The organism is Ruegeria sp. SAZD013, from assembly GCF_059612525.1.
In genome coordinates this window covers 122,574-137,068 of sequence record NZ_JBXWQT010000019.1, presented here as the reverse complement: position 1 = coordinate 137,068, position 14,495 = coordinate 122,574, and the positions used below count along the sequence as shown (strand labels likewise).

At 59.5% G+C, this 14,495-nt stretch carries 15 protein-coding genes and 1 pseudogene; 8 read left to right on the top strand and 8 right to left on the bottom strand.

Annotation, left to right across the window (positions count from 1 at the left end):
* Nucleotides 1-2: 2 nt before the first annotated feature.
* Together AC2FLU_RS05755 and AC2FLU_RS05750 are read right to left on the bottom strand one after the other, a co-directional pair.
* The gene (locus AC2FLU_RS05755; protein ID WP_496808940.1) at nucleotides 3-770 is read right to left on the bottom strand and encodes a glycerophosphodiester phosphodiesterase family protein; all 768 of its coding nucleotides are present in this window, start codon (nucleotides 768-770) and stop codon (nucleotides 3-5) included.
* Entirely contained in the window at nucleotides 767-1,222 is a 456-nt protein-coding gene (locus AC2FLU_RS05750) for a RidA family protein (RefSeq protein ID WP_480474299.1), read from the bottom strand. Before AC2FLU_RS05750 ends, AC2FLU_RS05755 begins: the two co-directional genes overlap by 4 nt.
* Nucleotides 1,223-1,572: 350 nt before the next feature.
* On the opposite strand from AC2FLU_RS05750, the gene AC2FLU_RS05745 reads away from it, so the two are divergent.
* Entirely contained in the window at nucleotides 1,573-2,343 is a 771-nt protein-coding gene (locus AC2FLU_RS05745) for an MlaA family lipoprotein (RefSeq protein WP_480476848.1), read from the top strand.
* Nucleotides 2,333-2,932, top strand: a complete 600-nt coding sequence (locus AC2FLU_RS05740) for an MlaC/ttg2D family ABC transporter substrate-binding protein (RefSeq protein WP_480554371.1) — start codon at nucleotides 2,333-2,335, stop codon at nucleotides 2,930-2,932. The genes AC2FLU_RS05745 and AC2FLU_RS05740 overlap by 11 nt, the downstream gene beginning before the upstream one ends.
* 102 nt (nucleotides 2,933-3,034) lie before the next feature.
* On the opposite strand, the gene fliP is transcribed toward AC2FLU_RS05740, so the two are convergent.
* The 4 genes and pseudogenes from fliP to fliF form a co-directional block, all read right to left on the bottom strand.
* Nucleotides 3,035-3,766: a flagellar type III secretion system pore protein FliP gene (fliP, locus tag AC2FLU_RS05735; RefSeq protein ID WP_480474301.1), complete on the bottom strand. Its 732-nt coding sequence runs from the start codon at nucleotides 3,764-3,766 to the stop codon at nucleotides 3,035-3,037.
* Nucleotides 3,766-4,053: a FliM/FliN family flagellar motor switch protein gene (locus AC2FLU_RS05730; protein WP_267364617.1), complete on the bottom strand. Its 288-nt coding sequence runs from the start codon at nucleotides 4,051-4,053 to the stop codon at nucleotides 3,766-3,768. Before AC2FLU_RS05730 ends, fliP begins: the two co-directional genes overlap by 1 nt.
* Nucleotides 4,046-4,642, bottom strand: coding sequence for a FliH/SctL family protein (locus AC2FLU_RS05725; protein ID WP_480518033.1), 597 nt, complete (start codon nucleotides 4,640-4,642; stop codon nucleotides 4,046-4,048). Before AC2FLU_RS05725 ends, AC2FLU_RS05730 begins: the two co-directional genes overlap by 8 nt.
* Nucleotides 4,642-6,103 (bottom strand): annotated as a pseudogene (gene fliF / locus AC2FLU_RS05720) (flagellar basal-body MS-ring/collar protein FliF). Before fliF ends, AC2FLU_RS05725 begins: the two are co-directional and overlap by 1 nt.
* 241 nt (nucleotides 6,104-6,344) lie before the next feature.
* On the opposite strand from fliF, the gene AC2FLU_RS05715 reads away from it, so the two are divergent.
* From AC2FLU_RS05715 to AC2FLU_RS05695, 5 genes are read left to right on the top strand one after another with little or no spacing between them, the layout of a single operon-like run.
* Nucleotides 6,345-6,842 (top strand): flagellar basal body-associated FliL family protein, encoded by a 498-nt coding sequence (locus tag AC2FLU_RS05715; RefSeq protein WP_480554366.1) that lies wholly within the window; start codon nucleotides 6,345-6,347, stop codon nucleotides 6,840-6,842.
* A gap of 9 nt (nucleotides 6,843-6,851) precedes the next feature.
* Entirely contained in the window at nucleotides 6,852-7,334 is a 483-nt protein-coding gene (locus AC2FLU_RS05710) for a hypothetical protein (protein ID WP_480518039.1), read from the top strand.
* Nucleotides 7,331-7,915 (top strand): MotE family protein, encoded by a 585-nt coding sequence (locus AC2FLU_RS05705; protein WP_480605405.1) that lies wholly within the window; start codon nucleotides 7,331-7,333, stop codon nucleotides 7,913-7,915. Before AC2FLU_RS05710 ends, AC2FLU_RS05705 begins: the two co-directional genes overlap by 4 nt.
* A 47-nt stretch (nucleotides 7,916-7,962) precedes the next feature.
* Nucleotides 7,963-8,832 carry a flagellar motor stator protein MotA gene (gene motA, locus AC2FLU_RS05700; protein WP_480518043.1) on the top strand — a complete coding sequence of 290 codons (870 nt, stop codon included), beginning with the start codon at nucleotides 7,963-7,965 and terminating at the stop codon, nucleotides 8,830-8,832.
* On the top strand, nucleotides 8,829-10,976 hold the full coding sequence (locus AC2FLU_RS05695; protein WP_496808941.1) for a hypothetical protein: 2,148 nt from the start codon (nucleotides 8,829-8,831) through the stop codon (nucleotides 10,974-10,976). Before motA ends, AC2FLU_RS05695 begins: the two co-directional genes overlap by 4 nt.
* A 58-nt stretch (nucleotides 10,977-11,034) precedes the next feature.
* Here AC2FLU_RS05695 and AC2FLU_RS05690 read toward each other — a convergent pair whose 3' ends face one another.
* Nucleotides 11,035-12,402, bottom strand: a complete 1,368-nt coding sequence (locus AC2FLU_RS05690) for an MmgE/PrpD family protein (RefSeq protein ID WP_496715153.1) — start codon at nucleotides 12,400-12,402, stop codon at nucleotides 11,035-11,037.
* A gap of 119 nt (nucleotides 12,403-12,521) precedes the next feature.
* Complete coding sequence (gene betB / locus AC2FLU_RS05685; protein WP_480556392.1) at nucleotides 12,522-13,976, bottom strand: betaine-aldehyde dehydrogenase; 1,455 nt, start codon at nucleotides 13,974-13,976, stop codon at nucleotides 12,522-12,524.
* A 188-nt stretch (nucleotides 13,977-14,164) separates the two neighbouring features.
* Here betB and AC2FLU_RS05680 point away from each other — a divergent pair, with 188 nt between their 5' ends.
* A complete protein-coding gene (locus AC2FLU_RS05680) occupies nucleotides 14,165-14,494 on the top strand; it encodes a hypothetical protein (RefSeq protein ID WP_480493982.1) in 330 nt (109 codons plus the stop codon).
* Nucleotide 14,495: the final 1 nt, after the last annotated feature.

The following is a 14,495-nucleotide window of genomic DNA, read 5'->3' as shown; positions in this document are numbered from 1 at the left end:
GTTCAAGTCGAATGCGCAGCCAAATAGCCTTCGAAGGTCACATTGTCGGCAACCCTGCGGGCTTCTGCCTCTTGTTCGGGCGACCGGATTGTCCAACACAGGATCGGCACGCCCCGCGCCTTGAGTTCCGCCACGCGGGGGCGCGACAGGTCTGCGGCTTCGTGGCTGATGAAACTGGCGCCGACACGGTCGAAATCCGGGATATCGCGCAAGTGATCGCAGACGCTTTGCGGCAAAAGCTCGACACTGGGCTCATACGCGCAGGTCGTGATCCCGCGCGGCAGATGCGGGGCCAGCCGCGCCAGTTCAGCGACCGAGTTGGGATTGAAGGACATCAGGGCCACCGGGCCTTTGTAGCCCTGCAACGCGCGTACGGTGTCGCGTTCAAGCGCGCCCACCTTCGTGCCCATCGCCCCGTCCTGATCCTTTAATTCGATCAGCAACGGCACCCGGCCCGCGACAATTTCCAGCACATCATCCAGTGTCGGAATGCCATCATCCCCATGCAGAAGCGGCGTACCAGAGGCGGCCAGTGCCGTGACCTGCTGAATGGGCCCCGACCGCCCGGTCAGGCGGGTCATGTCATAATCGTGAAAGACCATTGCCTGGTCATCCGATGTCAGTTGAAGATCGATCTCGATCCCGTAGCCAGCTTCAATCGCGGCACGAATGGCCGCCCGGCTGTTTTCCGGGCGGTTCTTGGTAATGTCGTGCAGCGCCCGATGCGCAAACGGGGCCTGCAAAAACACATCTGGTAGGGGCGGCGTCATTCGATTTCGAAAATGCCTTCGATCTCGACCGCGACACCCAGCGGAAGCGACGCCGCGCTGACGGCGGAACGCGAATGGCGACCGGCATCGCCCAGCACCTCGACCAGAAAATCGGACGCGCCGTTGATCACCTGCGGCTGTGCCGTGAATTCAGCGGTCGAGTTCACGAATCCGGTCAGCTTGATCACGCGGACCAGCTTTTCGATATCGCCGCCGCAAGCCGCCTTGACCTGTGCCAGCAGGTTGATCGCGCAGACACGCGCCGCCGCAGCCCCGGCTTCGACATCCAAGTCATCGCCCAGTTTTCCGGTGATCAGCTTATCAGTCTTCGAGATCTGGCCAGATACATAAAGGATGTTGCCGACACGCACGAAAGGCACATAGTTGGCCGCAGGCGCGGGCGCGTCTTCCAGCGTTACACCGAGGCTTTCCAGTTTTGCAGCGATGCTCATTGCGAGGGTCCTTCCCTAATATCAACTCAGCGGGACGCTAACCGGGAAGCACGGATTGGGAAAGACGGAAACCGGCAAATTTCGGCCTTCATGCGATCTGAGCGTATCTTTACTGAAAACTCACTGTTGATCGACGGTCACTTTACCCCACCGTGATGAACAGGTTACACGCAAGGTGTTTCATTTAAGACCTGAAACGACTATGTGACTGCAACTTGTGCCACCCCGGCACGTGGATTTTGGTGGATTATTGATTGAATGTCCGGCGGGCGCATGTGCCGGGCCATTTAGGAGAAACAAAGATCGTGTCGAGCAGAATTCGCCTGAAACACCTTGTTTTACTGTCGGTCATGGCCCTTGTGTCCGCTTGCGCAACAACGCCGCCAGAGGGTGCCTTGCGCAGCGACGTGTTTGATCCGTACGAAAATGCGAACCGGGGAATTCACAAGTTTAATCTGGGTGTTGACCGGTTCCTGTTCCGGCCGGCCTCGAAAGGGTATGTCAAAATCGTTCCTGACCCGATGGTCACCAGTTTCAGCACTTTTGCCGAAAACATCTCGCTGCCCGGTCAGGCAGTTGACTACCTGCTTCAGGGCAATCCAAAACAGATGGGCAATGCTCTGCTGCGCTTTGTGATCAACATGACCGTCGGCGGCTTTGGCTTGTCCTCGCCCGCTGATGAGCTGAACCTGCCACCCGTTGACACTGATTTCGGTGAGACCCTGCATGTCTGGGGGGTTGGCGAAGGCGCTTATGTCGAGCTACCGTTCTATGGCCCGTCGACCCAAAGGGATGCGATCGGGGTTGTGGTCAACCTGTTCTCGAATCCGATCAATTTCAGCCCGACCCGCCCCGCCGACAATCTTGGCGTCTACGCCGAAATTGTGCGGCGCATGGGGGATCGGGGCCGGTTCTCGGATACTGTCGATTCCATTCTTTACGAAAGTGCAGACAGCTATGCGCAGGCTCGCCTGATCTATCTGCAAAACCGCCGCTTCGAACTGGCAAGAGATGACGAAGACGCCTATCTGGACTTGTATTCTGACCCCTATGCCGAAACCGGGACGGACCCGGTCAGGGACCCCTATCTTGACCCCTATGAGGACCCCTATGCTGAATAACGCGTTGAACCGTCGCCATTTTATCGCAGCCGGGCTTGCGCTGGCAGTGCTGCCCGTACCTGCCTTTGCCCAGACCGAGGCCGCCGCCAAGGCGCTTGTGACCAACGTGGTTTCCGACATCAACCGGGTGATCGAGTCGGGTAAATCCGAAAAAGCGATGCTGCGCGATTTCGAAAAGATCTTTGTTCAATATGCTGATGTGCCGATCATGGCGCGCTATGCGTTGGGTGCGGACGCCCGCACAGCCAGCCCGACCCAGCTGAAACAGTTCACCGCTGCATTTCAGGGCTATATCTCGCGTAAATACGGTCGCCGTTTTCGTGAATTTATCGGCGGTGAGGTCGATGTTCGCAATGCCCGCAAGATCAAAGCCGGGTACGAGGTTCGCACGTTGGTCAAGCTGCGCGGATCAGCCCCGTTCGACGTAACGTTCCTTGTTTCCGACAAATCAGGTCGGGACAAGTTCTACAACATGTTCATCGAAGGCGTGAATCTGTTGCTGACCGAGCGAACCGAAATCGGCGCGATGCTGGACGCCCGCAAAGGCAATCTGAATCAACTGATCTCGGACCTGAAAAAGACGGGTTAAGCCGTTTCCGGCACAAAAGTGTGCCGGACAGCTCGTGTTTTTGGAAGTTCAAGAGGGTCGGGTCTGCCTGACCCTTTCTCGTGATGCGCGTGCCTGACAGATTTACGGCATGTAGCTGCGAACCAACGCGCCTGCGATCAAAGCCCACCCGTCAGCGATTACGAAAAACGCCAGCTTGAACGGCAAAGACACGATGGCAGGTGGCACCATCATCATGCCCATCGACATCAATACCGCTGCAACCACAAGATCAATGATCAGAAAGGGCAGGAAGATCAGGAACCCGATCTGAAAGGCGCGCGCGATCTCGGACAGCATGAAAGAGGGCATCAACACCGATAACGGGGCCTGAGCTGACAGCTCGATCGCGTCACCGCCGGGGCGCAGGGCCGCCATTGCATAAAACGTATCTGAATCCAGCCGGTTCGCCATGAAGGTGCGAAACGGCTCTAACGCGCGTTCCAGCGCGGGCTCGACCGCCATGGTTTCTTCCATCATCGGGCGTATTCCCGCGGTCCAGGCCTCGGTGAACACAGGGTCCATGATGAAATAGGTCAGAAACAGCGCAAGACTGACCAAAAGCATATTCGGCGGTGATTGCTGAAGGCCAACACCCTGCCGCAGGATCGACAGCACGGTGATCAGAAACGGGAAACAGGTGATCATGATCGCCAGACCCGGAGCAACGCTGAGCACCGTGATCAACAGGATCAGCTGGATGGTGCGGGCCGAGATCGAACCGCCTTCGCCCAGCGACAGGGTCACATCCTGAGCCGCCGCCATCGACGGCAGGGACACCACTACAGCCAGACCCAGCCAGATCACATAGCGCATCAGCCGATTCCGTTTTGCAGATCCGCAATCTCGGTCAGGCGCACGGCCAGCTGCCCCGCCTGATCGCCCTCCATCTCCTCAAGCACCCCGCGCGCCACCAGCTGATCCCCGACATACAGGTCGACCGGGTCTTCGATCCGCTTGTCCAGAGTCAGAACCGCGTTTTCACCCATGTTCAGCAAATCCCGGATCAACGGGCGGGCGCGACCTACCGAAACGGTCACTTCAATCGGAACAGTTTCGAAAGGATTGGGTTTTTCGGTTTTCGGGAACTGGGTGTCATTCATTGGACAAAGCCTTTCTTGCCTCAAAGACGTATGCGTCAAATGCCTGTGCAATGGTGGACAGCAGGGTCGCGCAATCAATCTCGCGCCGGCTTGTGCCGACCTGCAATCGCGCCTGTCCGGGGGCCAGGCCAGGGTCTTCGATGACGCGCGGTGCGGAGTGCAGGGTCTGCGGCAGCAGGGATTGCACCGCTTGCGCGCACCCTTCCGGCACCATGATCTGCATCGGTTGTTCGATTTCCGTGCGCGCCATTTCGCAAAGCTGTTCGACGATCCGGGCGGCCAACCCGCGTTCGACCATGTCAGGCAATACGGTCTGAACCAGGCTTTCGAACATCGGTTCCAGAGACAATGTCATCCGGGTAAGCGCCTCGTGATAGGTGAAGGACATATCCTCGAGCGATCCCGCCAGTTCGGCCGAAACGCGGTCGCGGTTCTGTTCCTGCGCCTGCGCGGCGTCTTCCCAACCGGCGCCGTACCCGTTTTCGAACGCGGCAAGGCGTTGTTCCTCCAGCGTTTCCTCGTCCAGGTAAAGAACGGCTTCGGCGCTGGTCCGAGTGGTGAAATCCTCAAGCAGATGAGCGATGGACATCACACGCGCTCCTCACCTTCTTCAAGCCAGCTGCGCAGGATCTCGACCGTTTCTTCCTGCTTGTCGCCGATCATTGCGCGCAACCGATCAACCGGATCCCCGATGGCACTGACCCCAAGCACGGGAACGGCCCCTTGTTGGGGCAGCGGCGTGAACTCTGCCGTTCCGTCCGCCGCGATTTCACCGGTCAGGACCGACGGGGCCGGTGCCCCTCCCTCCGCGGCCGGCAACAGCGCCGGGACCATCGCGGGTTTCATCAGGATTGGACGGATCACGAACAACGCCAGCACCAGTGACACCAGCGCCAGCGCTGCCATCTGAATCAGTGACATGGCGTCCAGATGGATGTTTTGCCAAAGCGAAGAGGAAACCAGCGTGCCTTGCGGCGTGACCACTGGTAAATCCAATGATTTCAGCGTGATGACGTCCCCGCGCGCGGCGTCAAATCCCACAGCCGAGGCCACCAGTTCCTCAAGTGCGTCGAGTTCTGTTTGCGGCAGCGGCGTGAAGGATTCAGCGCCCGAAGCATCCAGCGCCCGCGTTCCGTTGACCAGAACGGCAACCGTCAGGCGTTTGATCGCACCGGGGGCGGTGTGCACTTCCAGCTCGGTTTCGGAAACCTCGTAATTCACCCGCTCACGTGTCTGGGTCGCGGTCGAATTCGATTCGTCCCCCCCCCGCACCATCGCCGTCGGGCAGGTTTGAGGCCACCGTGACATCGGCTGACTGGTTGCGCGCGCTGTCGGAGCGTTCCTCGACATCCGTGCTGATAGCCACCCTGCCCTTGGGGTCAAAGCGCCGCTCACGCAGGGATTCTGTCCTGGTTTCAGTATCGACGCTGACCTCGACTACGGCATTCCCCGTGCCAACTCGCGCCTCGACCAGACGCAGAACCCGTTCCCGCAGCTGCCGCGCCTTGTCATCCGCCGTGTCGGCGGCCACGGCGGTGTCCTGCCCGCCAATCACGGACCCGTTCGAATCGATCACAGTCACACTCTCGGGTGTCAGCCCGCTGACGGCAGAGGCGACAAGAAACCGGATGGCCTTGGCCTGATCGCCTGTGATATCGCCCCCCGAGGGCACCAGATAGACCGAAGCCGTCGGTGCGACGCTGCGCTGAAACGGATTGGCAGAGCCGTTGGCGATATGAACGCGGGCCTGGCTGACATGCGGGCTGCCCACGATCGTGCGCGCCAGTTCCCCCTCTTTCGCGCGCCAGTAGGCAGCATCGAACATTTGGGATGTGGTGCCGAAGCCGTTCAGCGAATCCAGCAGTTCATAGCCCTTGTTGCCGTTGGCCGGCAGTCCTTCGCTGGCCAAAGTCATCCGCAGCTCGTCCCGTTGTGCGCCAGAGACGTAAATTGATCCGCCCCGAATCTCGTAGGTCACGCCACGCTGATCCAGCGCACGCACGATGTCCCCGGCGGCACTGCTTTCCAGACCCGCGTAAAGCAAGGTCATCGACGGTGCCGTCGCAAGGCGCGACATCCCGAGGATCCCCAGAAACACCAGCACAACAGCACCGGCAACGAAGATTTGTTTACGCCTCTCCAAACTTGCCCAGACAGTTCCGATCTGCTGCACGCTCACCTCCGACTCGCCGACATTCTGCCCGGCGCGTCCTCTGTTTGGACGATTGCCCTTAACAATCGGTTAGTCCCTGCAAGGTTATGACTGGGCGGATCACAGGAATGAGGACGTCATGACCGACGCAACGGCTGAACAGGCGGAAACCCCGGAAAAGAAGGGAAAAAAAGGGATCATCGTCGGGGTGATTCTGGCCATCTCCGGTGCCGTCGGTGGGTATTTCCTGACCTCGTCCGGGCTGCTGCCGCTGGGGAACAAGGCCGAGAAGGCGGAAAGCCATGACGTGGAAAAAGAAGAACCGGCCAAGGCATTGGCGGATGTTGCCTTTCTCGATTTGCCGCCGGTGATCGTTTCGGTGAATTCCGGCGGCGCGCGGCATCTGAAGTTTCACGCACAGCTTGAGGTTAACGCCCTGTACATGACTGACGTGGAAAAAATGCGACCGCGAATCATGGATGTCCTGAACGGGTATCTGCGGGCCGTCGAATTAAAGGATCTTGAGGATTCACTGGCGTTGATGCGTATCCGGGGCCACCTGCTGCGCCGTATCGAGATTGTCGTTGGCGAAGGTCGCGTGCGCGATGTGCTGGTGATGGAATTTGTTCTGAACTAGGAGGCGAAATTGGAGCTGATTGCAGATATTTTGCTGGTCGCCGGCGCCATGGGTGCGGGTCTGTATTGTCTTGTTCTGTCGCGCCGTCTCAAGCGTTTTGCCGATCTTGAAAAGGGCGTCGGCGGCGCGGTGGCGGTGCTGTCGACCCAAGCGGAAGAGCTGCGGAAATCACTGGATGATGCGCGCAACGCCTCTGATCAGTCGGGCGATCAGCTTAGGGCACTGACGGGGCGCGCCGAAGCGGTGGCACAGCGGTTGGAACTCATGATGGCGTCAATGCATGACGTCGTGCCCGAGAAAGACACTGACCCCCAGCCCGAGGCAGAGGTTTCCGCGACAAACACCGCCACCGAAGTTCCGGAGAGCGTGAAGCACGAAGACAAGCCCAAGCCGCAGGCCAGCGAAGCCGCTGCGCCCGAAGAACAGGCACGACCACCTGAGGGGCTGATGTTCTTCCGGCATGACCGCAAGCAAGGCGAGGCGCAGGCATGAGCCGCGCGCGGACCAACAATCCCAACGCGCGGCCCCGCGGAGGGGTGCTTGCCGTGATCTCATTGCTGATGATCGGCTCGGCCGCCATTCGCATTGGGCTGGAAGCCGGACCCGCCTTTGCCAAACCCGCCAAACCTGAGGCGGAACACGATGAACCCGCCCCGTCGGACACCCGCGACATGCAGGTTCTGCTGACCGAGCTTCTGCGCCGCGAAGAGCGTGTCAAGAAAAAGGAAGACATGCTGCGCGAGCGGGAAAACGCTCTGGAAATCGCGGGTCAGGCTATCGAGATACGCATGGCCGCGCTTGAGGAGGCCGAGGAGTCGTTGCGCACCACTCTGGCGCTGGCGGACAGGGCGGCGGAAAACGACCTGACGCGCCTGACCGATGTCTATCAGAACATGAAGCCGAAAGACGCGGCTGCCCTGTTCGAAACCATGGACCCGACCTTTGCCGCCGGGTTTCTGTCACGCATGCCACCGGATGCGGCAGCCGGGGTTCTGGCGGGGCTCAGCCCCGAAGCGGCCTATACGATCAGCGTTGTCATGGCGGGCCGAAACGCCTCGGCCCCGCAGGAATAGCCGCCCGTGTCCCCCGCGGTTGCAACACACATAGCCGGAGATCTCAGATGATTGGAATTGTTGGAATTGTCGTCATTTTCGTTATGGTCTTCGGCGGTTATCTGGCCGCTGGCGGTAAGATGGCCATCATTCTGAAATCGCTTCCGTTTGAAATGATGATGATCGGTGGTGCCGCGGTTGGTGCCTTTTTGATCAGCAACGACATCGGCGGCGTGAAACACACGATCAAGGACATGGGGAAAGTCTTTAAAGGCCCGAAATGGAAGCCCGAAGATTACCGCGACCTGTTGTGTCTGCTGTTTTCCCTCATTCGCATTGCCCGCGCCAATCCGGTAGAGGTGGAACAGCATATCGAAGACCCCGGCAGCTCTGACCTGTTTTCGTCCTACCCCAGAATTCTAGCCGACAAAGAAGCGGTTGATCTGATTTGCGACACGATGCGGTCCGCGGCGATGAATTACGACGATCCGCATCAGGTCGAAGAGGTTCTGGAGAAGCGGATGGAGGCGAATTTCCACCATGCCCTGCATTCGAGCCACGCCTTGCAAACCGTGGCCGATGGCCTGCCCGCGCTTGGAATTGTCGCCGCCGTTCTGGGGGTAATCAAGACAATGGGGTCCATTGATCAGCCACCGGAAGTTCTGGGAAAACTGATCGGCGGCGCCCTTGTGGGTACGTTTCTGGGCGTCTTTCTGGCCTACGGACTGGTCGGTCCCTTTGCGGCCAAGCTGAAATCCGTGGTCGAGGAAGACAACCACTTCTATCAGCTGATCAAGGAAGTTCTGGTTGCAAACCTGCACAACCACAATGCCGCAATGTGCATTGAGGTGGGACGCCAGAACACACCAACGCATAACCGCCCCGGTTTCTCTGAGCTTGAGGATGCCTTGAAAGAGCTCAAACGGGCAGCGGCATGAGGCAAACCGCGATACTGGTTGCAGCGTTGATCACTCTTGCAACGGCCGCAACCTCTGAAGAGGTGATTGTGCGGTCCGGTGAACATGACGGCTACACCCGGCTGGTTTTCAACGTTCCACCGGATACGGGCTGGGTTCTGAGCCAGCGTAAGAACGGTGCCAAGCTGGCAATTGACCTGAAGGGTGTCACATTTCGGACGGGTTCGGTGTTTAAGCGGTTGACATCAGATCGGCTGGCCGCGCTGTCGCAGGCGCAACCCGGTGGCGCGCTTGAGCTGGAATTCGGGTGCGATTGCACGGCGTCGGCGTTCCTGTTTCGAAACTCGATGATCGTTCTGGACATTGCACCAGCAATAGCCCTGCCGCCCCTACTTGCAGATATCCCTCCGCCGACCCGAATAAATCGGGATGCTCTGAAACCTCAGCCCCCGGAACAAAAGCTTCCTTCCCAGCTCGACCTGCCGCTTCTGACCGGGCAGACGCAAGGGATCAGGGATCAATTGTCGACCCGTCTGGTGCAAGGGGCGGATCGTGAGCTGCTTGACCTGAATCTGGCACCTGTCGGACCGCGCCGTTCTGCCTCGTCCGAGGCCGTGGCGCTGTTACCCGGATTGACATCGAACATCCGCGTGACCTCGGTTCTGGATGATCTGCAGGACATTCTGAACTCTGGTTTGCAGCAGATCGACGACAACCCGGTTTGTATCTCAACGGCTGAACTGGGGTTCACGACATGGTCCGGGACGCGCCCGTTTCCAGAGCAGGTGTCCGCCTTGCGCACCGCCCTATACAAAGAGTTCGACCGTCTTGACGCGGAAAGCGCGCTGAGCCTGGCAAAGCTCTATGCCTATCACGGCTTTGGGGCCGAGGCGCAAAAGGTTTTGCAGTTATTGAACACCCCATCGGAAGAGGCTGGACATGTTGAAGGGATTGCACGGCTGGTGGATGAGCGGCCAGCACAGGTGCCAAATCCATTCAGGGGCCAGCAACGGTGTAACGGCGACGTCGCACTTTGGGCCGTGCTGTCCGAAGGTCAGCTGGCATCCGACGCACATCTTGAAGCCATCGAACACAGCTTTGCAAAGCTGCCAGAGCATCTTCGCCGCCATCTTGGCGCGCGGCTTTCGGATATCCTGACAAACGCGCAAGAGCTTGAGGCCGCGCGCAGGATAATGCGTTCGGTCGACCGGGTTGAACAGAACCCGTCCCCGAACGCCACGCTGGCCCGGGCTGGCGTCGCCGAAGCCGAAGGCAACGGCGCCCTTGAAGAGGCCCTGCTGACCGAGGTCGCGACCTCGGCCGGGACAAAGACCGAAGCGCCTTTGGCTTTGGCCCGGCTGGTGGAAAATCGGTGGTCAGACCGCAAGACCGTGTCTTCAAGGGAACTTGAACTGGCCGCGTCTTACGCGATCGAATTCCGGCGATCCGAACTGGGCCCGATGATGAACCGCGCCCATGCGATTGCCCTGGGTCTGAGTCAGGATTTCGACAGCGCATTCGATGTGATCCAGTCTTTGCCAGACGGCCCGGACAGCAACAGCGCTTTCAACCGTCACCTGCAATTGCTGGCAGAGCGATCAGACGACCTTACCTTTTTGCGTCAGGTTACGCTGGTGCAGCAGTCGGATCGCATGGCGGCGCTGTCCACGGATACCGCGATTGCACTGGCCGAACGCTTGGCCGTGCTTGGCTTTGCCGATCAGGCCGTTGCGCTGACAAACAGGCCTGAAGATCAGGCCCGGCGATCAGAGCGCGCCCGTTTGCGCGCCCGTGCGGCGTTGTTGTCGGACCGCCCGCAACAGGCCATGCTTGAGCTGGCCAATGATACCTCGGATGAGGCGCTCGTCCTGCGGGCGCAGGCGTTGGACAAGGTGCAGGACTACGCCGCAGTGGCCGAACTCATGCAGAGCCGCGGGCAACAGGACGAGGCGAACCGATACCTATGGCTGGCCGGGTTGCCGGGGAAAAGATCGGGGCCATCTGACGGAAGATACGCAAGCCTCAACCAAACTGCGGAGGCCCTTTTGGCCCCGCCGGTTCGCGTGTCAGGCAAGCCGCTGGCTGATGCGGGAAGCCTACTGGAGGACAGTCAGGCAACGCGGCAGAGGATCGTCGAAATGCTGAACACGGTCAGGGTGGAGTGAGGTTTCCCAACCGACCGGACCAATTGCCCGGATCGATGCAGGCAGGACGGGGCGCGGTTCACGGTTCTGGCGGATCAAAAATCAGCGGTGTCAGGTCTGCATACCGCACGCTTTTGTCCGGCCAGCCAAGTATTACACGACGGATGCGGTCGGCACGTACTTCCCCAAGCACAGGGGCTGCAAACTGCATGTATTTGGCGATGACGTCGTCCCGTGTCATGGGGGCCTCGGGGCCGCCGCGGGCATGAATATCCCCGGATTTCAGAACACGGCCATCCGTTGTTGTGATCGTGACATCTGCCCAGCGCCCTTCAGGAAACCGGACGCTGTGGTGTTCGCTTTCCGCGACCGTGATGCGGGACATCAGATTGGCGACCGCGGGATCAGACAGGCCAGACCTTGAGATATGTTCAACGCCGATGCGCCCGTAAACGGCCTGAACTGCCACGGCAAATGGCAGGGAATACTGCGCTTGCGAAGTTGTTTCGGGCAGCCCCGCAAAAAGACAGGCCGCCTGATGAAAGCTGTTGATATGCACTGTTTCGATCTGCGCGCTGGTCAGGTCATGCGCGATCATGACAGCGCGCACGCCATCAATCGCGGCATGGGCCCAGCGACAGATCGGATAGGGTTTTACATATTGATGTTCGACCTGCCAGAAGGTGCCCAGATCATCCCAGTAGGGTTTGACCTCTTCCGCCTCGATGGTGATGGCGGGCGCGCCGGTAAAGCCGCGTTCAGCCAGAACAGCGGCGGAAAGCCCCACCATCGCGCCCCAGCCCGACCCGTCATGCAGCATTGTCGGGTTGGCAATCTCGCGCATCATCTGGCTGCGTGGCCCGTGATATTCGGCGATCCCCATCGCCTGCCGCATCTGGTCGGCAGACAATCCGCGCAGGCGCGCCGCCATCGCGACCACGCCCAGCGCGTTCCAGGCACCGGATGTGTGGTAGTCGCTGACACTGGCGTGCAGTGACAGGCCCGCGCGCCCGGCCACCTCGTACCCGGTGACGACCGCTGCCAAAGCCTCGGGTCCGGTCAGGTTCGGGCAATGTTCGGCCAGTGCGGACAGCGCTGGCAATACGACCACCCCGATATGGCCCTTGGTGGGGTTATATCCGTCGTGACCATCCAGATTGTCGGTTTGCGTAGCGGCGGCATAGGCAGCACCTGCCATGCTGACGGTACGACCATCGAACAGCATCCGTGCGCCATAAGCAGGATCGGAGCTGGCATAAAGCAACGCTGCCGTGTCCCGAGCGATCACACCTGCCTGCATCGGGCCGGATGCGATCAGGATCCCCATCGTGTCGAGCATCATCAGCGCCGCGGCCTCTAGTGCGCTTTCGGGCATGTCCGAGGCCGCGCGGGTCAGCGTGAAATCGGCAACCCTGGAAAATGTATTTGTCTGCGGGTTATGCGTCATGAGAGCTCTCCTGTCGGGCGGGGCCGGTACAGGAAAGTCAGCCACAGGTAAGGGCGGGCTTGTACTCTGTTCCCGACGCCAAATGTCGGGAACAGAGGAAAACGTATGAAGAAGAGACCCTAGTAAGGGGCTTCGACGCCGTTCATGGACACGTAGACTGTTTTCATTTCCGAAAAATGGTTGATCGCAAGCTTCGAATTCTCGCGTCCGACACCCGACATTTTCGATCCCCCGAACGGGGCCTCGACCGGGGCAAGGTTATAGGTGTTGATATAACAGGTCCCCGCCTCGAACCCGGCCACAACACGGTGCGCGCGGGTCAGGTCATTGGTGAAGACGCCTGCAGCCAGACCAAATTCGGTGTCATTGGCACGGGCCATGACCTCGGATTCCGTGTCGAAATCCAGCACCGACATGACGGGGCCAAAGATTTCCTCGCGCGCGATGGTCATGTCATCGTTCACATCCGCAAAAACGGTTGGTTGCATGTAGAAACCGTCGCCTTCGATCCGGTTGCCGCCGAACACCAGCCTTGCGCCCTCGGCCCTGGCTTTGTCGACATAGCTCAGCGCGATGTTCAACTGGTTTTCGCTGACCATCGGGCCAAAGCTGACGTCCTCGTCCATCGGATCGCCGATTTTGGCATTGGCCAGACGTTCGGACAGGCGTTTCAGGAAGGCATCCTTGATCCCTTTTTGCACAAAGACGCGGGTACCGTTGGAGCAGACCTGGCCCGATGAATAGAAGTTGCCAAGGATCGCGCCGGACACCGCGTTTTCGATGTCGGCATCCTCAAAGACGATCATCGGAGATTTGCCGCCCAGCTCCATGGTGACGTGCTTCATGCCGTCAGCTGCCGCGGCATAGACCTTGCGGCCTGTCGGCACCGATCCGGTCAGCGAGACCTTGGCTACACGCGGATCGGTGACCAGTGCGGCCCCCACGTCGCCATAGCCCTGAATCACGTTGTAGACACCCTTGGGTGCGCCGGCTTCGACCAGAATTTCGGCCACTTTCAATGCCGAAAGGGGCGTGGTTTCCGAAGGCTTGAAGACCATTGTGTTGCCGCAGGCCAGCGCCGGGGCACCTTTCCAGCAGGCAATCTGCGTGGGATAGTTCCACGCACCAATGCCCACGCAAACGCCCAGCGCCTGACGGATGGTGTAGACGAAATCTCCACCGCCCAGCGGAATATGCTCGCCGGTCAGAGAGGCGGCCAACCCGCCGAAATATTCCAGCGCATCTGCACCCGATGTGGCATCTGCCACCGTGGTTTCCTGAATCGGTTTGCCGGTGTCATGGGTTTCCAGAACCGACAGGTCGTAGTTGCGGTCGCGCATAATGTCGGCCGCGCGGCGCAGAATGCGGCCGCGTTCTGTTCCGGTCAGTGCGGCCCAAGCTGCCTGAGCGGTTTTCGCGCTGTTCAGAGCCTTTTCTACAATCGCCGGTGTCGCCGAATGCAGACGGGCAATCACCTCGCCGGTAGCGGGGTAGATCACGTCAATGGCCGCGCCATCGGTATCCTCGACATAGGTGCCGTCGATGAAATGGCTGGCCTTGGGCTGAAACTTCATACCGTGTCCTTTTCGCTCGACCCCGTCCGGGCGGGGCATTTGGTCATTTTGAATCGGCCCTAATGGTTATTGACTGGCCAGTCAATAAAATCATCCAAGCGGCAAGGTCACGCCTGCCACCGCGCACAAATCTTGAAATTCTTTGGTTAATGTTCTATATATGTTCCACACAGTCAGAGGACAAACCGATGACCCAGCACATGCGCCACGCGGCCCTGAACGGGCCAAACAATGACTACCACCTGCTTCCGGTAACAGACCGGCAGATGCGATATGCGCGCGCCATTGCCGAGAAATCAGCGCTTGAGATCCCGGTCGAAGTTCAACGTGACAGGCGATTGTTGTCCGACTGGATTTCGGCCCACAAATCATGTGGCACCTCGCAATTCGACAATTACCCGACGGGCAAGCAGGTGGCGTTCGCTGAACGGATTTCACGCAGCAAGCGTCGCCCGATCCCGTCCGAGTGTTTTCGAGACAAGAAAATGATGTCCCGCTGGATTGAGCACAACAGATAAA

Coding starts and splice junctions, on each gene's coding strand:
- AC2FLU_RS05755 (WP_496808940.1), bottom strand. CDS start 770: ATGACGCCGCCCCTACCAGATGTGTTTTTGCAGGCCCCGTTTGCGCAT.
- AC2FLU_RS05750 (WP_480474299.1), bottom strand. CDS start 1,222: ATGAGCATCGCTGCAAAACTGGAAAGCCTCGGTGTAACGCTGGAAGAC.
- AC2FLU_RS05745 (WP_480476848.1), top strand. CDS start 1,573: ATGGCCCTTGTGTCCGCTTGCGCAACAACGCCGCCAGAGGGTGCCTTG.
- AC2FLU_RS05740 (WP_480554371.1), top strand. CDS start 2,333: ATGCTGAATAACGCGTTGAACCGTCGCCATTTTATCGCAGCCGGGCTT.
- fliP (WP_480474301.1), bottom strand. CDS start 3,766: ATGCGCTATGTGATCTGGCTGGGTCTGGCTGTAGTGGTGTCCCTGCCG.
- AC2FLU_RS05730 (WP_267364617.1), bottom strand. CDS start 4,053: ATGAATGACACCCAGTTCCCGAAAACCGAAAAACCCAATCCTTTCGAA.
- AC2FLU_RS05725 (WP_480518033.1), bottom strand. CDS start 4,642: ATGTCCATCGCTCATCTGCTTGAGGATTTCACCACTCGGACCAGCGCC.
- AC2FLU_RS05715 (WP_480554366.1), top strand. CDS start 6,345: ATGACCGACGCAACGGCTGAACAGGCGGAAACCCCGGAAAAGAAGGGA.
- AC2FLU_RS05705 (WP_480605405.1), top strand. CDS start 7,331: ATGAGCCGCGCGCGGACCAACAATCCCAACGCGCGGCCCCGCGGAGGG.
- motA (WP_480518043.1), top strand. CDS start 7,963: ATGATTGGAATTGTTGGAATTGTCGTCATTTTCGTTATGGTCTTCGGC.
- AC2FLU_RS05695 (WP_496808941.1), top strand. CDS start 8,829: ATGAGGCAAACCGCGATACTGGTTGCAGCGTTGATCACTCTTGCAACG.
- AC2FLU_RS05690 (WP_496715153.1), bottom strand. CDS start 12,402: ATGACGCATAACCCGCAGACAAATACATTTTCCAGGGTTGCCGATTTC.
- betB (WP_480556392.1), bottom strand. CDS start 13,976: ATGAAGTTTCAGCCCAAGGCCAGCCATTTCATCGACGGCACCTATGTC.
- AC2FLU_RS05680 (WP_480493982.1), top strand. CDS start 14,165: ATGACCCAGCACATGCGCCACGCGGCCCTGAACGGGCCAAACAATGAC.